We start from the raw sequence: 22,606 nt of genomic DNA on the forward strand, positions 1-22,606 counted from the left end.
TGCCATAAGGCATCACTCACTTCTTTTTGAAATAACGTTACGATATTATATCAGGCTTACAAGATCCTCGAGCGCTGCCTTTGGATCTTCCGCCTTGACGATACCGGATGCGAGGAGCACTCCAACGGAACCAAGTTCCATTGCAGCCTTAAGGTCCTCTCCTTTTGAGATTCCTGCACCGCAGAGCACCTTCACATCAGCATCGATGCGCTCAACGGCACTGACTGAACCCCTTACGACCTCAGGGTCCGCCTTTGAAACAGGAATGCCTGAACCGATGAGTTCCGGCGGTTCCACTGCAACAAAGTCAGGTTTTAATGCAGCTGCTGCTGCTGTTGTAGCGATGTTATTGGTACAAACTATCGTCCGAAGTCCCTCGCCTTTTGCGGCAGTAACAGATGCTTCGATGTCCGCAAGGTTCAGTCGGCGCTCAGAGTGGTTGATAAGTGTACCCACTGCACCGGCATCCTTTACAGATCTGGCAAATACGTGGCCTGTGAAACTTCCTGCACCCACACCATCAATGTGCTGTGAGTACACCGGCACATCCACCTGGGATGAAACCCTGTAAACGTCACAAAGCTGTGGTGCCACTGCGATCTCGATACCACTTGCCTCACCCACATCCCTGCAGGCCTCAGCGATCCTGACAGCACCTTCCCCGGTACCCTCAAGATAGGTCTTCAGATTCAATACGATCAATGGTCTCATTGTATCCCCCCGTAAAAAAGGGAACGTGCGATGAAACGCACGCTTAGAAATCGGTCATTACCCTGAACTGGTCGATCTCTGGCTTGTTCAGGCCTTCAATGAACTGGTCAGCTGCCTGCTTGATGTCCTTGGAGTTGGTGATAGCCCTTCCAACAACGAGAATGTCAGCACCTGCGCCAAGTGCATCGGAGATAGTATCAACACGTACACCGCCTGCTACTGCCACGAGGATCTTCTTGTTGCGCTTCTCACCAATTGCCTTGATACCTTCGATGCTGCCCCATGCGTGAGCGGTCTCTTCGATGTCAATTGCACGGTGAAGCTCGACAACATCAGGAAGCTCGTCCAGCTGTTCGAGGACAGCTACAGGATCTGGCTGGTTCAGTGTGTCCATGACAGCAGAGATACCTGTCTTGTGAGCTTCTGCGATAGCCTTGTTGAGTGTTGCAATAGGTGCAAGTGCGGAAACCACAATTGCGTCTGCGGTTGCGTCTGCCACCATACGTGCCTCAAGGTTACCTGTGTCAAGTGTCTTAAGGTCAGCAACGATGAATGCGTCAGGCTTGATCTCACGCAGCTTGGTGATGACATCCACACCATAGCGTTTGATAAGAGGTGTACCTGCTTCGAGGATCAGGTGGTCGCTCTTTGGAAGCTGCTTGACCACATTGGTGATAGCACCGATGTTCGGGTTGTCAAGTGCAACCTGAAGGTATGGGGCATCCCAGAGCCTTGAGACCTTGAATCCCATGATAGCGTGTGAGGACTTGTCCTTCTCTTCGAGCACAGTGTCGATGTCAGGGAAGTTGTCCAGTGCGCGCTTGAGAGCAAGTTTTGTAGCACCGTAGTTGTACCTGAAGATACGGTTGTAGTCTACAGCCTGTGGGTGGATGAATACACTTGCGATGATCACAAGGTCTTCTACCTGGTCTGTAGGAACGACACCTTCTTCCACAGCATCAGCGACTGCCTTGGCAACAGCTGCCTGGGCAGGACCGAATATCTGTGCGGCCTGGTCCATGTTCTTCACTGTCACCTTAGGAACGATCAGTGTAGATGGCTTTGTAGGCAGGTTCGGGCGGATCACGGAAAGAAGAGGTGTGTGACCTGCTGAAAGCTGGGTCATGCCTGTTGCGAACGCCTGTCCGACAGGTCCCTCCTTGTCCCCGATCATAAGATCGACGTGTGCGAGTTCTGGTTCCTCGCCAATTAGAGCTTCTCCAATAAACATCATAGTTATCAATCCGCTAAATTGCCATGACTATATATATCATTTCTGATGAGAATAATGTCGTTTACTATAAAAAAAAAGCATATGTTCCCTTAAAGTATTATATATACTGAGGATAATAGTATGTTGTGATCATTGACATATACAACCAGCTTATCAAAAAAAGGAAACTTACAGCATTGTATGTTCTTTCTGCAATAATAATAACATACTTTGCAAGCTGGTTCCCTGATTTTGAGAACCTTATCGGCATAGAGGGAGCAAGGATAAGTTCGGTTGTATCCTTTGGCGCATTGAACGGAATGATACTTGGGCCATTCTGGGGAGCAATCGTCTCCTTTTCCGGTATAATGGGACATACGCTGATAAGAGGAGGCACGCCGGACACGTTCCATCTGCTGACCCCTTTCTTTGTAGCACTGGCATCTGCAGTAGCAGGTCTTTGTATCACAAAGAAAGAAAAAGCTGCAATGGTAATATTCGGAATTATGATCCTGCTCTGGTACGCAACGCCCCTGGGAAGAAGTGTATATTACTACCCCTGGTTCCATATTCTAACGCTTGGAGCCTTCTTCGCCTTCAATTATAAATTAAAGGATAGGGAAGAAAGCATCTTCAAATTCATTTTCCTGCTCCTTGCGTCACTGATGGCGATCCTTGCAGACCACCTTGCGGGCAGCATAAGTGCCACACTGCTCTTTGACCTGCCCCCGCAGATGTTCGCCTCAGTGATCATGATCTATCCCATTGAAAGAGTAACACTTGCACTCGCCGCCGCTGCGATCATGTATCTAGTGATAATATCACTTCAGAACACGCTCATGGAATCGGAAACATACCATGACCAGGTCCGGGAGAAAAAGGAAACTGAGATCCTGAATTATGTGGACGAAGTAAAGGGTATGCTTGAAGAGGATGATAAAAACTGAATCATTCGCCTGAAAGGCACTCATCGATCGCCCCGACAACCGTGAAAACGGCTTTTGAGAACGGGTGATCCGGCTCCGATATTGTCAGGACCTCTGTGTCCCCTCTGATCGCAACGTCACAAAGACATGGGATCGATGCAAGAACAGGCACTCCCGACTCATTCACACCTGATATAGACATAGGACTATTGCTATGGCACTTGTTCATGATGACACCATAAGGCTTGGTGAGTGGAATGTAAATTCCTTCGATCACCTGCTCCATGTACTTCTGGTGAGATTTATCAGGTTTTGTGACCATCACAACATAATCGGCCGCTGCTATTGCATTGACAGAAGTGAAATCCACACCTGGACCCGTATCGATTATAAGGACATCCGTACCGGATGAGAAAAGCTCTTTCTTCGCATTCATTATATTCTTCAGGGCCTTTGCCTGCCATTTGCGGTCCTTCCCGGACATCTCGCGGACTGACTCGATCTCAGGATTACAATATCCCACACATAAACTACCGGGAAGAGTATTGGTATCTTCGACCTCAAGGATAGCATCCCTGATTCCACACCTGCCCTCAAGGACATCATTAAGCCAGCGTTCGGAATCTGGGAACATATAATTAAAAAGACTTGGCGCTTTAAGGTCTGCATCAACAAGACATACGTTCTTACCTTCAGAAACATATGCAAATGCCAGGTTAATGGCGAAAGAGGTCTTACCTGACCCACCTTTTGAAGAGTGTACCGCAATAGTTATTCCCATTCAGATCCCTTTTTATCAAATTTTCCCTGATGAAGTAGGACGATGAACTTCTATATAATAGTATTTCACAGAACATTTGCTAAGAAGTAAAGTATACTTTACTAAAATGTGACAATATGCATATTTGACCAAAGATACCTATAAATGTACAAATTATAGTGACTATATACCCATTAACAAATAAAATAACAATTATTTACCCAATCCTTCACCTATACTAAAGTAAACTTTTCTGCCGGAACGGTTCTTTACAACATGTCCCATCCTCACAAGCTGATTCAGGTAATTGCTCTCCACAGCCCGTTCCTTATGGGTCTTCTTTGCAAGATCTTCCGCCGTTGCTGATCCCAGCTCGAAGAGAGATGTTGCGGTCTCACGCAGATGATCAGGGAGTGTAAGTAATGTCATCACATCAAGTACTTCAAAGATACCATTTTCCGGCTCAATGTTAGATGAACCCTGCATCAGGATGCGATCCAGCTTTCCGCTTATCTCTTTTAAAAGCCTCACGATCTCTTCATTAGAATTATCAATGGTCATGCTGACCTCCCGGTCAATTTTAACAAATTTCCCAATCTAAAGCCATAATTGCAGGCCATATGGAGAGTACACACAACTATGTTATAAATGTATTGAAGAACTACATAAATACAAAAGTTCCTGCTTTCCACAGATAAACAATTCAAAGGTCCTTTGACATATAGACACCATCACGATAGTATCCGAACTTGCGATAATATTCCCGGACACCGATACCACTGATGATCGATACCTTAGAGTAACCGGCCTCCCGTGAAATATCCTCAGCATTCTCCAGAAGTTCCGCACCATATCCACGATGCTGCCAGTCCGTACCGGCGGCCCCCCTGCCCACAGGCACCATGGAACCATAAACATGCAATTCCCTTACAAGTGCAGAATCCTGCAGTTCATACCTGTGAGGAGAATTCGGGAAGCGCAACCTGAGGAAACCTATCAAAATATCTTTCGTCGTATCCTCGAATGAGATGAAATGTTCCTTACCGCCACAGGACTCATAGGTATCCACAGTAAGCTCAATGCTGTCAGGATCCGGCTCATTGCCCTTGAGCACATTGTGACCGACCTCCCTGCAACGGATACACCTGCATCTGCCACCTCTTGCCTCAAGCCTCTCTTTTGCAAGCTGACGAATATTGCTCTTCCGGACACCTGCAAGGATCTGCGGAGATGGGATATCCCTCTGTATGCGCTGCATCCTTACCCACTTTGGCAGGATAGCCTTGATGTCTGCGAGAAGCTCCACTGCAGCCTCATCGTCCAGGGCCTCATACTCGCCCCGCTCCCACATCTCGTGAAGCTGCGTGCCCTCTGTGACAAGCGTGGGATATATCTTAAGGTAGTCTGGCATGAACTTGCCGTCCGTAAAAAGCCTCTTGAAACCCCGAAGGTCTCTTGCAGAATCCACTCCCGGAAGATGAGGCATCATATGGAACCCGACCTTAAGCGCACTGTCCCTGAGCATCCGGTTCGACTCAACTGTCTCCTGAACCGTGTGTCCCCTCCTCATCCTCTCAAGCACGAAATCATATACACTCTGGACACCGATCTCCACCTTCGTGGCACCAAGTTCCAGCATGCGATCCACATGCCCCTGATCCGTCCAGTCCGGACGCGTTTCAAAAGTGATACCTGTGTTCCTGATGGCTGCGGTCTCATTGGCCTTCTGCACATCCTCCACGGTCACGTAGGGATTGGTCTTTCCGATAAGCTGGACATCATCACGCCACTCAGTTCCCGAGAAATCGTTCATCGCCTCAAGACAGCGTTTTGTGAACCATTCCTGGTAATCGATGGCCCGGGCAGAGAACGTACCGCCCATGACGATCAGCTCGGCCTTGTCAACCTCATGCCCGATCTGTTTCAGCTGGGAGAGGCGACCTGAGACTATCCTGTAGGGATCATACTCATACTGCATGGCCCGCATCGTAGCCGGTTCCCTGCCCATATAGCTCTGGGGAGAATTGAATGTGGAGTTCGGGCCTCCCGGACACGGCACACATACACCGTGCGGACATGCACAGGGAGATGTCATGGCTGCAATTACCGCAACGCCTGAGATCGTACGCACAGGTTTGCGGCGAAGGGTATCACGTACCTTCTTCTGCTCTTCCTCATCCCCCACCATGATTATGTCAGGGTTCTTCGGAAGGGTTGAAAGCCTGAACTCTTTGCTTACAGCCTTCTTAGCCTCATTGAGCTCCAGATTGCCAGAGACCCTGCCCTCAAGGACCATGTCCAGCAATTTTCTGCATGCGGCCCTGAAATTATCATCAGCTTCAGATGTCATGGTAAAGACCAGTTATCAGTAAAGTTCCGTAACAAGTGATTCCAGATGGATCCTTGCGTTTGCACTGTCAATGATCATTGCATCTGCATCGGCTATCCTGCATGCTGCCTTTGCGATCTCTTCCTCGCTGCGGTCAGATCTCATGACAACCGAATGCAATTGTAGAAGGATCTCATCACCGGTAAACCCTTCCTCGATAAGAAGAGTGTCGATCAGCTTCCTGGCTTTCAGGAACTCATGGGAAATAGCTGCTGCATGCAGTTCGGTTACGTTTTCTGAGACCTCACAGAGGGATTCCTCATAGAGAACATCCCCTGTTATCTCCTTGCCGGGATTGTTCATGCTGGCAAACTGGAGGGTCAGCAGTGCCCTTGAAACATTGCCTTCTGCATAGTACAGCAGGGCATCAAGGCCGTCCCCGGAAATAGATATTCCTTCCTGCTCAGCTACTGAGACAATGAATGGCCTTAGCAACTCATCCGGCACATAGGTGAAGAACAGTTCCAGACCTCTTGAACGCAGAGGAGAGATCAGCTTGGAAGGCTGGGTGGTGGAGAGGACGAACCTGCAGGTACGTGTGTACTTCTCCATGATACGGCGCAGGGCATGCTGTGCACTGGTGTCCAGTGACTCCACATTATCAATGAAAATTACCTTGAAGTCAGCATCAATGGAACCCATTCCGGCAAACTCATTGATCACGGTCTTGAAAATGGAGATGACGCTTGAGTAGATCTTTTTGGGATCATCCGTACCGATTATGTGGGTAAAGCGCTTGTCACGAACAAGATAGCGCTTCCCCTGGTCAAAGAAATCGGATGCATTGAAGTATGTGAAATTACTCTCATAGCCCTCCCCATACAGTTCACGTGCCAGGGCAAAGGCCGTTGAGGCCTTACCGGAGTTAACCGGCCCGTGGAACACAAGGTGTGGCAGGTTGCCTGATCTGACAAGCTGTCCAAGGGCATTGAGGGATTCCTCGTTGCCCAGTACATCCTCAAGCATCTTCGGGCGGTATTTCACAGTCCACATATCATTCATCATCAACACATCCTTGAACAGCAGTTCACTCTGCTTCACTGAGCACTTCTTTTATGACCTTACCATACACCGGCCTTGCGATGAGCACACCGATGAGCACACCAATGATAGTGGTAATGGCAAATCCCTTGAGGGCGCCAAATCCCATCACTACAAGTGGTGACATTGCAATGGTAGTTGTCGCAGCTGCTGCGAAGATTATACCGAATGCTTTAGTGATCCTTTCAAGATATACTTTTGTGGAAGGTAGTTTGCCTTCGTAGAGCACCTCATCGGTTATGATCACAAGGTGATCGATACCGGTACCTATTGCAGCAATGATACCTGCGATAGCCGGCAGGTCAAGCTGCCATTTGATGGTCGCTGCAACTCCCAGTATCATGATAAGTTCACAGATGGAGGTTCCCACCATTGGAAGCAGGATCTCTTTCTGCCCGTATCTCCTGAAGACGACCAGGGCCACTGCGAGAAGCGCAAAGAGTCCGGCGAACAATGCCTGTTTCTTGAACTGTGCACCAAGTGCTGCATCCACCTGCCCGGAGCCCATGAGGACAACGTTCACAGGCAATGCTCCTGCACGAAGGTGTATCTGGAGCTGTTCTGCCTCTGCCTTGCTATCCTCTTCAGGGCCTGTTGAAGCTTCCCAGGAATATATCGGGACCTCGGTAAGCCTTGATGCTGCTGAATAGCTCAGAGGTGCACCATAGACCTCGTTGTCGTCAAGATACATGTAGAGCCAGTGTGAACTGGGGTCGCTGGTCGCGCCGGTCTCCATGGCAACTTTCTGCAGTGCAAGGGCACCTTCCTCACTAAGTGTGAACGGAGTATGCCACTGACCATCGTGGAATGACACAACACCGACCTTCTCGATGGCATCACCATAAAGCACATGAGCAGTCTCATTGCCCTGCGTCTGAACCCTTATCTCGAACTTACCGGGTTTTTCCACAATATCCTTTGCTGTTGCAAGATCTGTTCCTGCAAAGTCAATAAGGATGTAATCGTCACCAACGGTACGCACAGGTATGTCCTTAAGACCAAGGGAATTTAGCTTTTCACTGAGAATATCACGGGTCATGTCACGGGTCTCGGTCCTGACACCTTCACGATATATCGGAGTGCCGTCAGCTTCCGTCAGTATGGAACCACCAACATCTTCCATCAGTGACTGAAGGTCTTCCTGTGAGACCTCTTTACGGATCTCGTACTCCACTGAACCGCCAAGTGGAAGAGGGATTACCTCTGCATCAAGTGAATCGGAAAGATACTGGGTGATAAGCGTCTGTTTATTGGTATAAAGGACGACCTCGGAAGTGTCACCTGAATGAGTGATATCGGAATCTCCGAGACCTATCAGATCCATCTGCAGATCGGAAACATATGTATCAGTTGTGAATACCACCGTAGTACCTACAGACGAAAACTCGTCTCCTGAGCCACCTGTCACAGTATTCACATCAATTGAAGAACCTATTACTGGCTCAATTATAGCAGGCACCATTTGTGCAATGTCCCCGTCGACCTGGGTAACCGCACCCTGAAGTCTGATCTGTATCCAGGAACCGCCTTCAAGGTCAAGTCCGTAATTAAGATCAGTTGTTAAACCCTCATCAGATGAGTACCACGGATGTATCATAACAACAGAGAACAATACTGCTGCTATCAGTAGCCACACACGAAGATCGCTTTTCAGGCCTTTCTTTACTTCTTCTTCCCTCATGCTCTTCGCCCCCTTGGGTTGCTGCGGGTCACATGCCACCTCAGTATACCGGTGTTAAGCAGCCAGGTGTTCATTATGTCAGCCACCAGACCGAATATCAGCACAATGGAGATATCGGAAAGCAGGTTGACCTGGGAAACAGAGGATGTCACAAGGTATGAGAAAGTGGATACGATATACATCACCACAAGTGCTGCAAGTGTGGTTGTGGTCATGGTAAGACCCGTATGCATTGCACGCCCGATGTTCTCATTGGCAGTGCCCCTTCTCTTCAGCACACGTGTTGTAAGCAGAATGTCACTGTCAACCGAATAACCGATGAGCATCAGTAAAGCCGCCACGGTACCAAGGGAAAGTTCGATGCCTGTAATGTTCATGAAACCAACAGCAATGGCAATATCAGATATCGCGGAGAGCACCACTGCGATGGATGGGACAGCGGTCCTGAAAATGAGGAACACAACTATGGCCATTCCAATAAAGGAAAGTGCGATCGCTTTCAGTGCCTGTGACTGGAGCTCTTTTCCATACAGGGCACCGATCTGTTTGATCTCCACGTTCGAATACTTCGAAGTTACGTCCTTTTCAAGCTCTTTCTGCTCTTCATTGCCCATAGGGCCGAACTGAAGGATAGCACGGTCCCCGGTCTTGCGCGCATCAACAAGTGAATAATCGGAATATGCCTCTTCGAGAACACCGGCGGAATCCTGTGTCTCAAAAGCTATCATGGTACCACCCTCAAACTCAAGTCCGAGCTTCACAGGTGCACCTGTACTTGAAAATACTACCACCGACACTAACAGGGCTAGTGCCAGGACCACTAGAGGAATGGCGATAAGTTGCTTATCATCACGTCCTCTTATAAATGAATCAAGATATTCTGCTAGAATTGATCCCATTTTTAAATACTCCGTTATCAGAAAAAAATGTAAACTATAAATATTCTTGTATATGCCAGATTCATACACTACAACTTATATATACTACTTACCATTTTCTTTTTATACATGACCGAGAGACCATCAATTGATGAATATTTCCTGGAGATCGCTTCAGTGGTCGCAAAGCGTTCCACCTGCCTTAGAAACAAGGTCGGAGCGGTTATTGTCCGTGACAAAAGGATACTTTCCACAGGTTACAACGGTGCCCCCAGTAACATGGAACACTGCCTTGAAATCGGTTGCATAAGACAGAAGAACAACATCGCATCAGGCACCATGCATGAGAAATGCCGTGCAGTTCACGCCGAGCAGAACGCCATTATACAGGCAGCACTACATGGAGTGGGTATCGGAGGAGCTACAGTATACTGCACCCACCAGCCCTGCATACTCTGTGCAAAGATGATAATAAATTCCAATATCAAGAGAGTTGTCTTCAGTACAAAATACCCTGACACAGACACCCCTGAGTTCTTCAGGGCCGCAGGTGTAGAAATGGTGAACCTTCAGTCAGAGGACTGACGAAGGCACCTTAAACCTTTTCTGATTATATCCTCATTTTCCGGACGATACATTTCCTTCACAGTAACATCATCAGTAGTATGATATTCATACCCGCGTACTATCACTACAGGATATCCTCCCGCTGCCTCCCCCATCAGGAGGTTCGCAGCCGATGCGACCTCATCTGCAATCGCTTCCTCTGTGATCTCAAGCTCTTTTCCAAAGAGGTCCTTTTCTCCACGCCAGTTCCTGATAGGGTACATGTGATAGACACCCACAGCAACTCCGGTCTGACCGATCTTGAAAGCCCTGCCATTGGTATCAGTGATGATAACACTCACATCCCTGCCACAGATATTGGCTATTTCTTCGCCTATTGCCTTTGCAGAAGCATCCGGATCGTGTGGAAGTTCCAGGAAATAATCATCTTCAACGTTGGAATCATCTATACCGGCATTGATGCTCACGTGCCCATTGAGGTTCTCCACAAGTAATAAAGGGAATTCCACGATCACATCAGCACTCCTGTCAAGGACAGCCTGCACAAGTTCAGGTTCTTTTCCCAGGCGTTTCGCAATTTTCACAGCACGATCGGATGGTACTACATCACTTTTCAGAACCATTGCACCTTCGGCCTTTGCTACGATGGTGGAAGCAATCACCACACAATCATGGGCCTCAAGTTCTGTGCGCTCACATATCATAGCCGCAATGTCATCTCCTTTCTGAATAAGCGGCAGGCCATCCACAGTAAACAGTTCCATCCTCAATATGATACCTCGGAAGGTGAAATGGCATCAAAAATAAATAATACTATCCATATAAACGGAAGTTGCGGCGATGATGAGAGTTACCCCGACCGAGCAAAATATGACGATAAACTCTGGCTGATGCCGCAAACAGACTCTTGATCGGGATCTAAAAAAGAAGAATGATCGAACTCACTCGATCATGATCTTCGGCTTTTCTTCAGCTTTTGTTTTCGGAAGGGTGATGGTCAGCACACCATTCTCAAGCTTTGCCTTTGCACCTTCATCAGTGACATTGGATGGAAGGACTGCAGACCTTGAGAAACGACTATATGTGCGCTCCCTCTGGGTGTAACCCTCTTCCTTTTCCTCACTTTCCTTTTTGCATTCCGCACTGATCTCGATGATATTGTCTTTTACAGATACGTTGATATCTTTCTTGTCAACTCCGGGAAGGTCAGCAGTAACTACGACGTTGTCACCCTCTTCCTTGATGTCCATCAGGGGTGTGAACGAACTCCCCTCCAGCCACCCTCCGAAAGGTGAAACTTCCCTGAACAGCTGGTTGAGGTGTTCCTGCGTCTGCCTGATCTCTTCAAATGGATCCCAGCGGGATAATCCAGAGGGACCCCTACGTGTTAAACCGAATTTCATGTATTCCACTCCTTAAAATTTAGGTGTGAAGATATACATCAGATAAAAATAAAAGACTAACGGGACTTAAAAAACAAGTGCAAGCAGGAGGATCAGTCCTGCTTTGCCTTATCAATGAGCATCTGGACAATGTCACATCCACGGACAGTTCCAAGGGAACCTTCCTTCATAGCATCCTCGTCGAATGTTTCCACGCTGTCCACGTCATCCTCAAGGGTTGAATACATCAGGAACGGCACCGGATCGGACGTATGGGTCCTGAGCACGATCGGCGTAGGGTGGTCCGGAAGCACGACAATCATATAGTCTTCATCGTCTTCTTTTACCGCGCGCAGGACAGTGCCCACAACTTTCTCATCGAAGTCCTCTACCGCCTTGATCTTGGCATCCAGCTCACCCATATGGCCTGCCTCATCAGGAGCTTCCACATGGACCACAACAATATCCCTTTCCTTCAGGGATTCCATGGCATATTCTGCCTTGCCCACATAATTGGTATCAAGATATCCAGTGGCACCCGGGACCTCTATGACATCAAGCCCGGCATATATACCAAGACCCTTTATCAGGTCAACAGCCGAGATAACAGAACCTGTGAGTCCGTAAAGCTCATGGAAAGTGCGGAAGGACGGAGCATACCCCTGTCCCCAGAACCAGATGGAATTTGCAGGGTTCTTACCTTCTTTAATCCTCTTCTCATTTACAGGATGGCTCTCAAGTATCGGGATAGATCTCTCGATCAGGCTGGAAAGGACATCGCTGCCTTCACCTTTTGGCATGTGGTCCTTCCTCTCCCCGCCTATCACGTCATGGGGTGGCGTACAATCTGCTTTAGCACCAAGGTCATTGGATGCCACAAGCAGGTGCCTGTAACTGATACCCGGATAGAATCTCAGCTCATCGGTCCCAAGTTCACGGTCGATGGCCTCCATGAGCTCCTTTGCCTCTTCGCTCGTAATATGCCCTGCACTGTGATCTGCAATATGATCATCGTTCAATGTGATGAGGTTGCACCTGAACGCAACATCGTTCTTTTCCAGAGGTATGCCCATGCTGGCAGCCTCGAGGGGGGCGCGCCCTGAATAATAGACATCCGGATCATAGCCCATGACCGACATGTTCGCAACATCGCTTCCCGGAGGAAGGCCTTCGGGAACATTGATAGCAAGCCCTGCCAGCCCGTTCTTTGTCATGTAGTCCATGTTCGGAGTGCTGGCATTCTGGAGAACCGTCTTCCCTCCCAACTCATCCAGGGGATAATCCGCCATTCCATCACCGATGAGAATAATATATTTCAATGATACACCTCTTTTTGTATGATAATCATGCAACCTTCAGATGAAGGTATCGACAAAACTATAAAGACAATATGCTCATTCTAACAATGTTTAAATGTGCTTCGTGAATGGTGAGGTTTAATGAAATATATACATTTTGTACTCATAGCAATATTTGCCATGCTGTTTGCAGCAACGCCTGCAGCATCCCTTGATCCGTCCGACCCGATAATACATTACTCGGACAGTGTTGTGGAAATAAACACGGAACTTTCCCTTGCCCAGGGATACTCACTCAAGATAGTTGACATCAACGAAGACAACGGGGATGTCTGGGTAGAGGTACGTCACAACGGGAAACTGGTAGAAGATGGTGACGGGACCGGCAAGGAGAACGATCCTTTCGAATACATACTCACCGTCGAAGCAGAAGATGACGACGAAGAGGATGAAGAATACCTGATATTCCGGGTTACTCCTAAAGAGCTTGTTACCAGCGGAAAGGACACTGCTACAAGGATAAGGATCGAGCAGTTCCGCGATCCTACAAGGAACACAAAGGACTTCCTGATATACGACAGATCGGATTCTGTGGATATAGGGGATGAGATGGAACTGGAGGAAGGTTACACCCTTTCAGCATCCGACCTTGATTTAGACGAGCAGACCATCACAGTAACACTGAAAAAGAACGATCATGTCGTCAAAGAAATAAAGGATATGGAAGCAGGTGACATTTTCAGTTACTACAAGAATGTGAACGGAGAGACCCGTACGATCTTCATTGCAAAGGTCTATGACTTTTTTGAGAGCAGTGAGAATCACATACTCTTCCTGAAGGAGATCTCACAAAGAGAGGACGTGGAAGTTGAGACGGATGTTGATATCCGGGTCGAAGGACTTTCCGGGAACACTGTCAGGGAGGATGAAAGGGCCATCATATTCTATGACCTTGGTGATGATGCTTCTAAAGTAACGATCTATGTTGATGATGACAGGATAGATGTCAGATACGATGTCGATGAGGGATCATATCCTGCAGTTACGGACGAACTTGACAAAGGAACACATGAGATACTCATCGAAACCGTTTCAACAGACGGTAGCGTGTCCTCCAAAGAGACCTCTTTCACAGTTCAGGCAAAGGCCTCATCAGGAGAGAGTGAAACAGAAGACGACACATCCGTATCAGAACAAGTAGAAGAGATAATAAATGATGGCGAGAACGCAACTTCCAATGTTACCGAAGGAGTTTCAGACTCTGCCAGAGATGCGATCGGCTCCACAGCATTCACATACATCGTGGTTGCTGTACTTCTTGCACTCACAGTTTTCTTCTTTAAGAGAGAGTTCAGCTGATCAACTCTTTCTTTTTAAATAAGAGGGAAACAGACCTTACGTTCATTCTGCCTTTCATAATCTTTATATTACACTGCCGTGTTTATAGCCACATTCCAAATCAAGCCTAATACAGAACGTGATCAGACTATGAGATATGTAATGAAATTTGGCGGTACATCCATTGCTGATGGTAAAAAGATACGTCATGTTGCGCAACTTTTGATCAGCTACAGGGAAGCCGGTAATGAGGTCGTTGCCATAACTTCAGCCCTTGGCGGTGTTACTGACGGGTTGCTCAACAATGCAGCGGAAGCATCACAGAAAGGAAAGGTTGCCCAGATCAAGGAGTTCATGACAGACCTTGCCAAAAAGCACTACGATGCTATCGGCTTTGCAATTGATGATGAGAGGATCGCCGACGAGGTCATCGAGGCCATTGACAGCCGCATAGACGAACTTGAAAAAGCACTTATCGGCATCTGCTATCTGGGTGAGCTGACACCACGTTCTATTGACTATATCTCATCATATGGAGAACGCCTTGCAGTCCCTATCATAAGCGGTGCCATACGCTCACTTGGAACTGACTCAATGCCGTTCACAGGCGGAGAGGCAGGCATAATTACCACAAGCGATTACGGAAATGCACAGCCATTGGAGAAGAGCTATGAGCAGGTGGAGAACAACATCTCGGTCCTCGTGGAGACCTCGATCCCTGTCATAACCGGATTCATCGCAGAGGACAAGAAAGGGATCATCACGACCCTCGGACGTGGCGGTTCCGACTTTACCGCATCCATTGTAGGTGCTTCCATACATGCAGACGAGATCTGGCTATGGAAAGAAGTGCATGGTATCATGACCACAGACCCGAGGATCGTACCCGAAGCATCATCCATACCGCAGATATCCTATATCGAAGCAATGGAAATGTCATATTTCGGTGCCAAGGTGCTTCACCCACGTGCCATCGAACCTGCAATTAAGCACGGCATCCCTGTTCGTGTCAAGAACACTTTCGATACAGAGTATCCCGGCACTCTTGTCGTCGCAGACCAGACACGCAGTGAGGATGTTGTAAAAGCAGTGACACTTATCAGGAATGTGACTGCCATCAACATATCAGGAGCAGGGATGGTGGGAGCAATAGGTACGGCAGCAAGGATCTTTTCCGCACTGGCAAAGGCAGGCGTCAACATCGTCATGATCAGCCAGAGTTCATCCGAAGCCAACATGTCCCTTGTTATTGATGATGCCCACCTTAAAAAGGCTCTGAAAGCACTGAAGTCCGAGTTCAACAAAGATGTTGTCAAAGAAGTCGCCCATGACAAGGACGTTTGTGTTGTTGCTGTGGTAGGTGCCGGAATGGATGGCATACCGGGCGTTGCAGGAAAGGTGTTCGGAGCCCTTGGAAAAGGTAAGATCAATGTGATAATGATAAGTCAGGGATCATCCCAGCATAACATTTCCTTCGCTATCAAGGAGAAAGATGCAGAAAATGCAGTAAAGGTGCTGCACCAGGAGTTCGGCCTTGGATCAAAAGAGGAAACCGGACAATAAAGGAGGCCTTAAAGTTGAGTGATAAACATCTTACATACGCAGATTCCGGAGTGGACATCGAGAAAGAGGAGTCCACGATCAAAGCACTGACCGGCGGAATGACATACAGACGCGAAGGCCTTGGAGCACCTCTCACTGATATTGGCCACTATGCAGGACTTATCGATTTCGGAGAGTATGCACTGGCAATGGCCACTGATGGTGTCGGTTCAAAAGTGCTCATCGCAAACGAGATGAAGCGCTGGAACACAATGGGCATTGACTGTATCGCCATGAACGTGAACGACCTTCTGGCAATCGGTGCAGAACCGGTCAGTTTTGTGGACTATCTTGCACTTGAAGAGCACACCGACGAGTTCGCACGCCAGATCGGCGAGGGACTTACAAAGGGTGCAGAGATCTCAAGGATGACCATCGTAGGAGGGGAGACAGCAACCCTTCCGGAGATCATAAACGGCTTCGACCTTGCAGGCACATGTCTTGGAATGGTAAAGAAGGACGAGATAATCACAGGGGAGAAAGTACAGCTTGGCGATGTACTTGTAGGTATTCCAAGCAGTGGTGTCCACAGCAATGGCTACACCCTTGTCAGGAAGATAGTCGAGCAGTCAGAATACTCATACCAGGACGAGTTCCCTTACAACAAAGAGACCACCGTGGGCGATGAACTGCTTATCCCAACCAGGATCTACATGGAAGTTCTCGATGTAATAAAAGAATGTGACGTCCACGGGCTTGCACACATTACCGGAAGCGGTCTTCTGAAACTCAAAAGAGTTACTGACCTCGGATTTGACTTCACTGACCCTATCGAGCCAAATGATATTTTTAAGTTCCTTCAGGAAGAAGGCAATGTGGACGACCTTGAGATGTACCGCACCTTCAACATGGGAATGGGCTTTTTGATCATCCTCCCTGAAGAAGATGCTGAGAAGGCAGCCGAAATGACCGGCGGAAAGATCGTCGGCAAGATCGTGGAAAGCGGCATCCGTGTCGGAGACCTCGAGATAGTGTAAATATGGCCTGTATCAACGACATACCTTATGAGATCCTCCTGAAAGGGGGATCACCAAAACAATGTGAAGAGTTCATCCGGAAAGAATGTGATGAGGTGTATCACGTTAAAGGTGGTTACAAGATACGAGGAGTGCTCCTTCGCGGAGGAGATTCCATCCCCATAGGGGTCAAAGGCAACGACCTGATATTCCAGTTCATAAAACCATGCAGCGGGCTTTTCATACTGAGGATCCCGGATGCACAGGACGAGATCGAAAAACTGCGCAATGCCATGAAATGATCATAACTTCGATCTTCTGGCATTGTCCATGACACAACCGAGGAAATCCGGGGAAGGGAACTCGTGCACCGTCGTGGCAATGATCATACCTTCTCCTACTTTTTTTACCACCATTACAGCCTGACCATCGTCATTATTTAAGATGACATCACCGTCTGTGGAAGAGAAGTAACCATCACATTCCACTGCCATCTCAGGATCTGAAACTATGCACTGTGCTTCATGTTCCCCCACGCGGTGAAGATGGGTCTCACCGTGCTTTTCCGCATATGTGAGCTGCATGGGCAGCCATTTGTGATCATATGTTGTAACAAGTGCCCCGAAAACAACAAGTACGCCTCCGGCACTTATGAACTTCTCAAAAGCTTTGCCATTCCTTTCGATACCCGGAAGGATCTTTGTATATGCTGAATTGGCAAACCCTGTAGGGACGATGACACACTTGCATGCAGGAAGAAAAGGCGTACCTAAAGCGGTGGAAAGGATGCGCTGGCATTTCAGGCCGTTTTCCTCAAAGAGTTTCTCAAAAAGCAATGGGTTGTCCCAGAGAAGCATCACGTCTGTCATGGAAGGAACTAAACATTGAAGGCTCTTAAATTTTCCTGTGTATCAAAAAATGAGACTTTTCACCATGAACAGAATAACGGATGATAACCAGCAGGCCTTCAGAACAACGAAAGTAATAACAAAATATTACATAAGGGGGCAGATAGTTGACCCAACCTGAAATTCAGAAAAAGAAATGAAGAAAAGAGAGAAAATATGAGAGTTCAAGACCCTCATATAGTGTTAAGATATCTTTCAACTTCCCAGTCGTGAACCTGGATGCGATATGCATCCCAGTCGGCTCTTGCAAGCCTGAGGATGTTCTCGTGGACGTGCTCACCAAGAGCCTCACGAAGCAGATCGTTCTCAGCAAGATAATTTGCAGAATCCTTCAGAGTTGGCGGAAGTGTCTCAATACCAAGATCGCTAAGACCTTTATCGGAAAGCTCGAAGATGTTCTCTTCCCTGTTCTCTCCCGGATCGATCTTGTTCCTGATACCGTCAAGACCTGCTGCAAGGATTGCAGCGAAGGTTATGTATGGATTACATGATGGGTCAGGGCTTCTGAGCTCCACACGAGTTCCCTTGCCTCTTGCAGCAGGGATACGGATAAGTGAGCTTCTGTTGGCACCGGACCATGCAATGTATACCGGAGCCTCATAGCCTGGTACAAGGCGTTTGTATGAATTTACAAGTGGGTTGCAGATAGCTGTGATAGCCTTAACGTGTTTGAGCAAGCCGCCAATGAAATAGCGTGCTTCATCACTGATCTGCATATCACCTTCAGGATCGTAGAACGCATTCTCCCCGTTCTTTGAAAGGGAAATGTTCACGTGCATACCGGAACCGTTCTCACCAAAGATAGGCTTTGGCATGAAGGTTGCATGTAATCCATTGAGCTTTGCAATAGTACGTGTAACATACTTGAAGGTCATTACATCGTCAGCAGTGGAAAGTGCACCGCCATACTTGAAATCGATCTCATGCTGACCGAAAGCAACCTCGTGGTGAGATGCCTCGATATCAAATCCAAGATCCAGAAGTGTCAGTACGATATCACGGCGTACATCCTCTGCAAGATCAGCAGGTGCAAACTCAAAGTACCTGCCGAAATCATGAGGTATTGTTGTTGCTTTGCCATTCTCCTTTTCAAACAGGAAGAATTCAAGCTCAGGACCTACGTTAAGTGTAAAGCCCATATCCTCAGCTTCCTTCATAACTTTCTTGAGGACATATCTGGGGTCTCCTGCAAAGGGAGTTCCATCGGGCAGATGGACATCACACACCATCCTTGCAACAACGCCTTTTGCCTGGTTCCATGGAAGTATCGCAAATGAGGAGACATCCGGTTTCAGGACCATATCCGATTCATTGATACGGACAAAACCTTCAACAGAAGAACCATCAAAGGATATTCCCGAAACAAGAGCTTTTTCTACCTGTGTAACGGGGATCTCAACATCTTTCACGACACCCTGAATGTCCGTGAACTGCAACCTGATAAACTTAACATTGTTTGCCTCAATGGCCTTGAGTACATCTTCTTTGGTATTGATATTCATTGCATCGCCCACATCAATAGATCGATTTGCGCTTAATTGCTTTACAAATATATGATTTTATGGTTTAAAACCTACCTTTAATATATCATGTTTTTGGTAGATCGATGATAAAGTTATTTACAAAAGTGTGTTTAAAATTTTTGGCCAGCACTGTGCAAAAGAATAAGGAAAAGGAAGGAAACTGCAGATCCCTTTTGAGGGGATATTTGTTGAAATCCAAATTAATTTTGACGGACGGAATCTTTCAGTTTCCCTTATCAGAAGCCAATCATTAATTGGCAGGAATAGGATATATAGTCACTGGTAAACCCCGGCGACCCTCACACATCCCTGACCTGCTTAATGGTCATTTTAAACAAAGCGAATTCCTACATCATGCATCTTGTTGCGTATGGCAATGTTGATCACCAGAGGGGTCAGTGACTCTACCATTCCGGAGGTCTCGATTGGACCAATGTCAAGAGGACGCATGCTAGGAATATCCCTTACAAGATCAAAGACTATGTTCTTGGAATGCATGCAGTTTCCACAGACAGCGATATCATAGTCAAGATCGATATCAAGGTCTGCAAGCTTCTTTGCAGGAACATTGTGGAAAGCAGACACAAGTTCAATGCCTTCCGGAAGCAGACTCGCCATCTCCTCGGCTGCACTACCTGCTTCAGGAGTTGTGTAACAGAAATAATCGGCATTGTACTCAGAATCCTTGGCATCAATTGTCACAGGAGAATTGTTGGAACCTTCCTGTTTGATATAGCAGCGGTCCTTCTCCATAGGAACTACCACAGATACCACGATCTGGTCCTTTAATACCGGTGTAATAAGTTCAACAACTGATGGAACCTGTGCATAGCGTATTGCAACTATAATGACATCTGCAACTTCTGCTGCAGCCTTGTTGTCCATGCCCTCAATAGTGGCATCAATGCCCCTATCCTGCAGGACCTTAGTATATTCGGCTGCTACTTCCATGGCCTTTTCCGCACTTCTGGAGCCTACTACCACATCATGTTTCTGAGCCCAGCGAAGAGCAAATCCTTTACCAATATTACCAGTTCCACCAAGTATTGCGATCTTCATAACAATCCCACTAATCGTCCAGGTTAGTTATATCTGTTTTGTTAAGTAAAAAAGCGGTATGGGCAAAAAAGAGAGAGGGATAGGACCTCTCTCTTCAAGACCCAAGAGGTATTTTTGAATTCTTAAGCGATACTTAGAGCCATCCGCGGTCTGCCATTGCTTCAACAACACGGTTGATAGCGACGACGTATGCAGCGGTTCTCATTTCGATGTTGTATTCCTTGGATGCCTCGAGGACAGCATGGTATGCGTTTGTCATCTTAGCGTCAAGTCTGTTGTGGACACGCTCTTCGCTCCAGCGGTACATGTAGAAGTTCTGGACCATTTCGAAGTAGGACACAGTAACTCCGCCACCGTTACAGAGGAAGTCAGGGATCATGTGTACACCATTCTTGAAGAGGATCTCATCAGCTTCAGGTGTTGTTGGACCGTTTGCAAGTTCTGCGACGATCTTTGCCTTGATCTTGTCTGCGTTCTCGTGTGTGATGACGTGCTCAAGAGCTGCAGGGATAAGTACATCGACATCGAGCTCAAGGAGGTCTTCGTTGGAGATTGATTCTGTTCCTGCGAGGCCTACAACTGAACCGGTTTCCATCTTGTGGTCCTGTGCTGCCTGTGCACTGAGACCATTCATGTTCACGACACCGCCCCTGCTGTCACTGACAGCAACGACCTTGCATCCGAAGAGCTCTTCACAGAGTACACCAGCGAAGTAACCTGCGTTACCATATCCCTGGATTGCTACTGTTGCGTCCTTGAGTTCAAGACCGATCTCTGCTGCTGCTTCACGGACAGCGTAGAGACCACCACGAGCTGTTGCGTCGCCACGACCGAGTGAACCACCAATGCTGAGTGGCTTACCGGTGATGACACCAGCCTGGTTCTTACCGGAGAACTTGGAGAACTCATCCATCATCCATGCCATCATCTGCGGGTTGGTGTAAACATCAGGTGCAGGTACATCCTTGTCAGGACCTACGATCATTGAGATGCTTGAAATGAACTTCCTTGAAAGACGCTCGAGCTCACCCTGGGACATTTCCTTAGGGTTGCAGATAACTCCACCCTTACCTCCACCGAGAGGGATGTCCATTACTGCGCATTTCCAGGTCATCCATGCTGCAAGTGCCTTGACTGTGTCAACGGTCTCTTCTGGGTGGAAGCGGATACCACCTTTGGTTGGACCCTTTGCATCATTGTACTGTACCCTGAATCCCTGGAAGACCTTGATGCTTCCATCGTCCATGCGGATAGGAAGGGATACGTGCATCTCCCTCATTGGGTTCCTGAGGATCTCGTGGATACCTTCGTCGAGCTCCATGATGTCTGCGCACTTCTTTAACTGCTTTCTTGCATTTTCAAATGGGTTCTGTTCTGCCATGTGATTTACCTCGCATCTAATTTTAGATAATAATGTTATTTTTTAAAAAGACCATGGAAAATATATAGCCTTTTTTGTTAACAATTTTTTTCGATCACCCCATTGGAAATCTAGAGCATAGTATATCCAATGCGACGACTAGGCTAGCTATTACCGATGACTAGTATATAATAGTTACGCTATTGAGAAATATAAAGAATCTGTCGACAGAGAGCAAAACAAGGCCATAGCCCCCGATATTAGAGAACATAATAACTTTTCCGTAGAAATATTTGTACACAACAATTATATTCCAGAGTTTCGGCCTGATCATCAGGTCCATGGAAGATAAGGAACACTGACAATAAGATCAAATCTTAAATTAGCACTGCAATACGACATCTTTATATTACCATAACTTGTAGTAGCTCATGGCGCATTGTAAGGTCCTTGCATGAGAACATGGCAGAGCCTTTCAGTGAATGTACAGACAACCTCAATGCGGCACATACGATAATGCGACATACGCCTGACACGAGGGAAACCGGAAGGGACAGCGGGGATCCCATTAGGATGATCTTTCGGAGTTAGTGGGCCGGGCTACAGCATTATCGACATCTTCTAGGATCACATCATACCAGGACCACAGACATGTCTTTTGAAAATGCACTGAAGGAAAAAGGCGATAGCATTACCATTGACCTGGAAGTGACACCCGGCACAAAGAAAGCTATTTTTCCCGGAGGTTACAACCAGTGGCGACAGCGTATTGAGATCAGGCTTACATCTGCTGCACAGAAGGGCAAGGCCAACGATGAGCTCATCACCACACTGGCAGACTTCTTTGGAACGAGTACATCCGGTGTTACTATAAAGGCAGGGTCAAGAAGCACAAAAAAGACAGTTGAGATTAACGACCTGAAGTATGATGAAGCTGTGAGGATGCTTGGAGACCTCATTTGAATATCGGACAGATTGCTTGTCGATAAAAAGAAAGCATTACTGATATATACA

General features: G+C 47.4%; 23 protein-coding genes. 7 read left to right on the top strand and 16 right to left on the bottom strand.

What is annotated here, in order from left to right; translation table 11 throughout:
- Positions 1 to 45: 45 nt before the first annotated feature.
- Both tpiA and WOA13_RS08980 read right to left on the bottom strand, forming a co-directional pair.
- Positions 46 to 711 carry a triose-phosphate isomerase gene (gene tpiA, locus WOA13_RS08975; RefSeq protein ID WP_342127563.1) on the bottom strand — a complete coding sequence of 222 codons (666 nt, stop codon included), beginning with the start codon at positions 709 to 711 and terminating at the stop codon, positions 46 to 48.
- Positions 712 to 754: 43 nt separating this feature from the next.
- Complete coding sequence (locus WOA13_RS08980; RefSeq protein WP_342127564.1) at positions 755 to 1,945, bottom strand: bifunctional 5,6,7,8-tetrahydromethanopterin hydro-lyase/3-hexulose-6-phosphate synthase; 1,191 nt, start codon at positions 1,943 to 1,945, stop codon at positions 755 to 757.
- 125 nt (positions 1,946 to 2,070) lie between these two features.
- Here WOA13_RS08980 and WOA13_RS08985 point away from each other — a divergent pair, with 125 nt between their 5' ends.
- Positions 2,071 to 2,871 carry a hypothetical protein gene (locus WOA13_RS08985; protein ID WP_342127565.1) on the top strand — a complete coding sequence of 267 codons (801 nt, stop codon included), beginning with the start codon at positions 2,071 to 2,073 and terminating at the stop codon, positions 2,869 to 2,871.
- A 1-nt stretch (position 2,872) separates the two neighbouring features.
- Here the strand turns inward: WOA13_RS08985 and WOA13_RS08990 are convergent, their stop codons facing one another.
- The 6 genes from WOA13_RS08990 to WOA13_RS09015 form a co-directional block, all read right to left on the bottom strand.
- Positions 2,873 to 3,631: a MinD/ParA family ATP-binding protein gene (locus WOA13_RS08990; RefSeq protein ID WP_342127566.1), complete on the bottom strand. Its 759-nt coding sequence runs from the start codon at positions 3,629 to 3,631 to the stop codon at positions 2,873 to 2,875.
- A 192-nt stretch (positions 3,632 to 3,823) separates the two neighbouring features.
- Positions 3,824 to 4,171 (bottom strand): transcriptional regulator, encoded by a 348-nt coding sequence (locus tag WOA13_RS08995; RefSeq protein WP_342127567.1) that lies wholly within the window; start codon positions 4,169 to 4,171, stop codon positions 3,824 to 3,826.
- 142 nt (positions 4,172 to 4,313) lie between these two features.
- A complete protein-coding gene (locus WOA13_RS09000) occupies positions 4,314 to 5,960 on the bottom strand; it encodes a tRNA uridine(34) 5-carboxymethylaminomethyl modification radical SAM/GNAT enzyme Elp3 (RefSeq protein ID WP_342127568.1) in 1,647 nt (548 codons plus the stop codon).
- Between the two features lie 15 nt (positions 5,961 to 5,975).
- The gene (locus WOA13_RS09005) at positions 5,976 to 7,040 is read right to left on the bottom strand and encodes an AAA family ATPase (protein WP_419095416.1); all 1,065 of its coding nucleotides are present in this window, start codon (positions 7,038 to 7,040) and stop codon (positions 5,976 to 5,978) included.
- A complete protein-coding gene (locus WOA13_RS09010; protein WP_342127569.1) occupies positions 7,027 to 8,721 on the bottom strand; it encodes a preprotein translocase subunit SecD in 1,695 nt (564 codons plus the stop codon). The genes WOA13_RS09005 and WOA13_RS09010 overlap by 14 nt, the downstream gene beginning before the upstream one ends.
- A complete protein-coding gene (locus WOA13_RS09015; RefSeq protein ID WP_342127570.1) occupies positions 8,718 to 9,620 on the bottom strand; it encodes a protein translocase subunit SecF in 903 nt (300 codons plus the stop codon). The genes WOA13_RS09010 and WOA13_RS09015 overlap by 4 nt, the downstream gene beginning before the upstream one ends.
- A gap of 108 nt (positions 9,621 to 9,728) precedes the next feature.
- Between WOA13_RS09015 and WOA13_RS09020 the strand changes: the two genes are divergently transcribed.
- Positions 9,729 to 10,184, top strand: coding sequence for a deoxycytidylate deaminase (locus WOA13_RS09020; protein WP_048204496.1), 456 nt, complete (start codon positions 9,729 to 9,731; stop codon positions 10,182 to 10,184).
- Here WOA13_RS09020 and WOA13_RS09025 read toward each other — a convergent pair.
- From WOA13_RS09025 to WOA13_RS09035, 3 genes are all read right to left on the bottom strand, one after another.
- A complete protein-coding gene (locus WOA13_RS09025; RefSeq protein WP_419095417.1) occupies positions 10,169 to 10,936 on the bottom strand; it encodes a coenzyme F420-0:L-glutamate ligase in 768 nt (255 codons plus the stop codon). The two genes, WOA13_RS09020 and WOA13_RS09025, sit on opposite strands and share 16 nt — an antisense overlap.
- A gap of 171 nt (positions 10,937 to 11,107) precedes the next feature.
- Positions 11,108 to 11,569, bottom strand: a complete 462-nt coding sequence (locus WOA13_RS09030) for an Hsp20/alpha crystallin family protein (RefSeq protein WP_342127571.1) — start codon at positions 11,567 to 11,569, stop codon at positions 11,108 to 11,110.
- A 92-nt stretch (positions 11,570 to 11,661) separates the two neighbouring features.
- On the bottom strand, positions 11,662 to 12,867 hold the full coding sequence (locus tag WOA13_RS09035; RefSeq protein ID WP_342127572.1) for a cofactor-independent phosphoglycerate mutase: 1,206 nt from the start codon (positions 12,865 to 12,867) through the stop codon (positions 11,662 to 11,664).
- A 120-nt stretch (positions 12,868 to 12,987) separates the two neighbouring features.
- Between WOA13_RS09035 and WOA13_RS09040 the strand changes: the two genes are divergently transcribed.
- From WOA13_RS09040 to WOA13_RS09055, 4 genes are all read left to right on the top strand, one after another.
- A complete protein-coding gene (locus WOA13_RS09040) occupies positions 12,988 to 14,205 on the top strand; it encodes an S-layer protein domain-containing protein (protein ID WP_342127573.1) in 1,218 nt (405 codons plus the stop codon).
- A gap of 141 nt (positions 14,206 to 14,346) precedes the next feature.
- Entirely contained in the window at positions 14,347 to 15,747 is a 1,401-nt protein-coding gene (locus WOA13_RS09045; protein WP_342127574.1) for an aspartate kinase, read from the top strand.
- Positions 15,748 to 15,761: 14 nt separating this feature from the next.
- Positions 15,762 to 16,763, top strand: coding sequence for a phosphoribosylformylglycinamidine cyclo-ligase (purM, locus tag WOA13_RS09050; protein ID WP_342127575.1), 1,002 nt, complete (start codon positions 15,762 to 15,764; stop codon positions 16,761 to 16,763).
- A 2-nt stretch (positions 16,764 to 16,765) separates the two neighbouring features.
- Complete coding sequence (locus WOA13_RS09055) at positions 16,766 to 17,044, top strand: DUF1894 domain-containing protein (protein ID WP_342127576.1); 279 nt, start codon at positions 16,766 to 16,768, stop codon at positions 17,042 to 17,044.
- On the opposite strand, the gene WOA13_RS09060 is transcribed toward WOA13_RS09055, so the two are convergent.
- From WOA13_RS09060 to WOA13_RS09080, 5 genes are all read right to left on the bottom strand, one after another.
- Positions 17,045 to 17,611, bottom strand: a complete 567-nt coding sequence (locus WOA13_RS09060) for a hypothetical protein (protein WP_342127577.1) — start codon at positions 17,609 to 17,611, stop codon at positions 17,045 to 17,047.
- A 212-nt stretch (positions 17,612 to 17,823) separates the two neighbouring features.
- Positions 17,824 to 19,152 (bottom strand): type I glutamate--ammonia ligase, encoded by a 1,329-nt coding sequence (gene glnA, locus WOA13_RS09065; protein ID WP_342127578.1) that lies wholly within the window; start codon positions 19,150 to 19,152, stop codon positions 17,824 to 17,826.
- 351 nt (positions 19,153 to 19,503) lie between these two features.
- Positions 19,504 to 20,232 (bottom strand): NAD(P)-binding domain-containing protein, encoded by a 729-nt coding sequence (locus WOA13_RS09070; protein ID WP_342127579.1) that lies wholly within the window; start codon positions 20,230 to 20,232, stop codon positions 19,504 to 19,506.
- Positions 20,233 to 20,365: 133 nt separating this feature from the next.
- On the bottom strand, positions 20,366 to 21,613 hold the full coding sequence (locus WOA13_RS09075; protein WP_342127580.1) for a Glu/Leu/Phe/Val family dehydrogenase: 1,248 nt from the start codon (positions 21,611 to 21,613) through the stop codon (positions 20,366 to 20,368).
- Positions 21,614 to 21,996: 383 nt separating this feature from the next.
- Positions 21,997 to 22,161 carry a hypothetical protein gene (locus WOA13_RS09080; protein WP_342127581.1) on the bottom strand — a complete coding sequence of 55 codons (165 nt, stop codon included), beginning with the start codon at positions 22,159 to 22,161 and terminating at the stop codon, positions 21,997 to 21,999.
- Between the two features lie 82 nt (positions 22,162 to 22,243).
- On the opposite strand from WOA13_RS09080, the gene WOA13_RS09085 reads away from it, so the two are divergent.
- Positions 22,244 to 22,555 (top strand): DUF167 domain-containing protein, encoded by a 312-nt coding sequence (locus WOA13_RS09085; protein ID WP_342127582.1) that lies wholly within the window; start codon positions 22,244 to 22,246, stop codon positions 22,553 to 22,555.
- The last annotated feature ends 51 nt before the right edge of the window (positions 22,556 to 22,606 follow it).

The organism is Methanococcoides sp. LMO-2 (assembly GCF_038432375.1).
GTDB lineage: Archaea > Halobacteriota > Methanosarcinia > Methanosarcinales > Methanosarcinaceae > Methanococcoides > Methanococcoides cohabitans.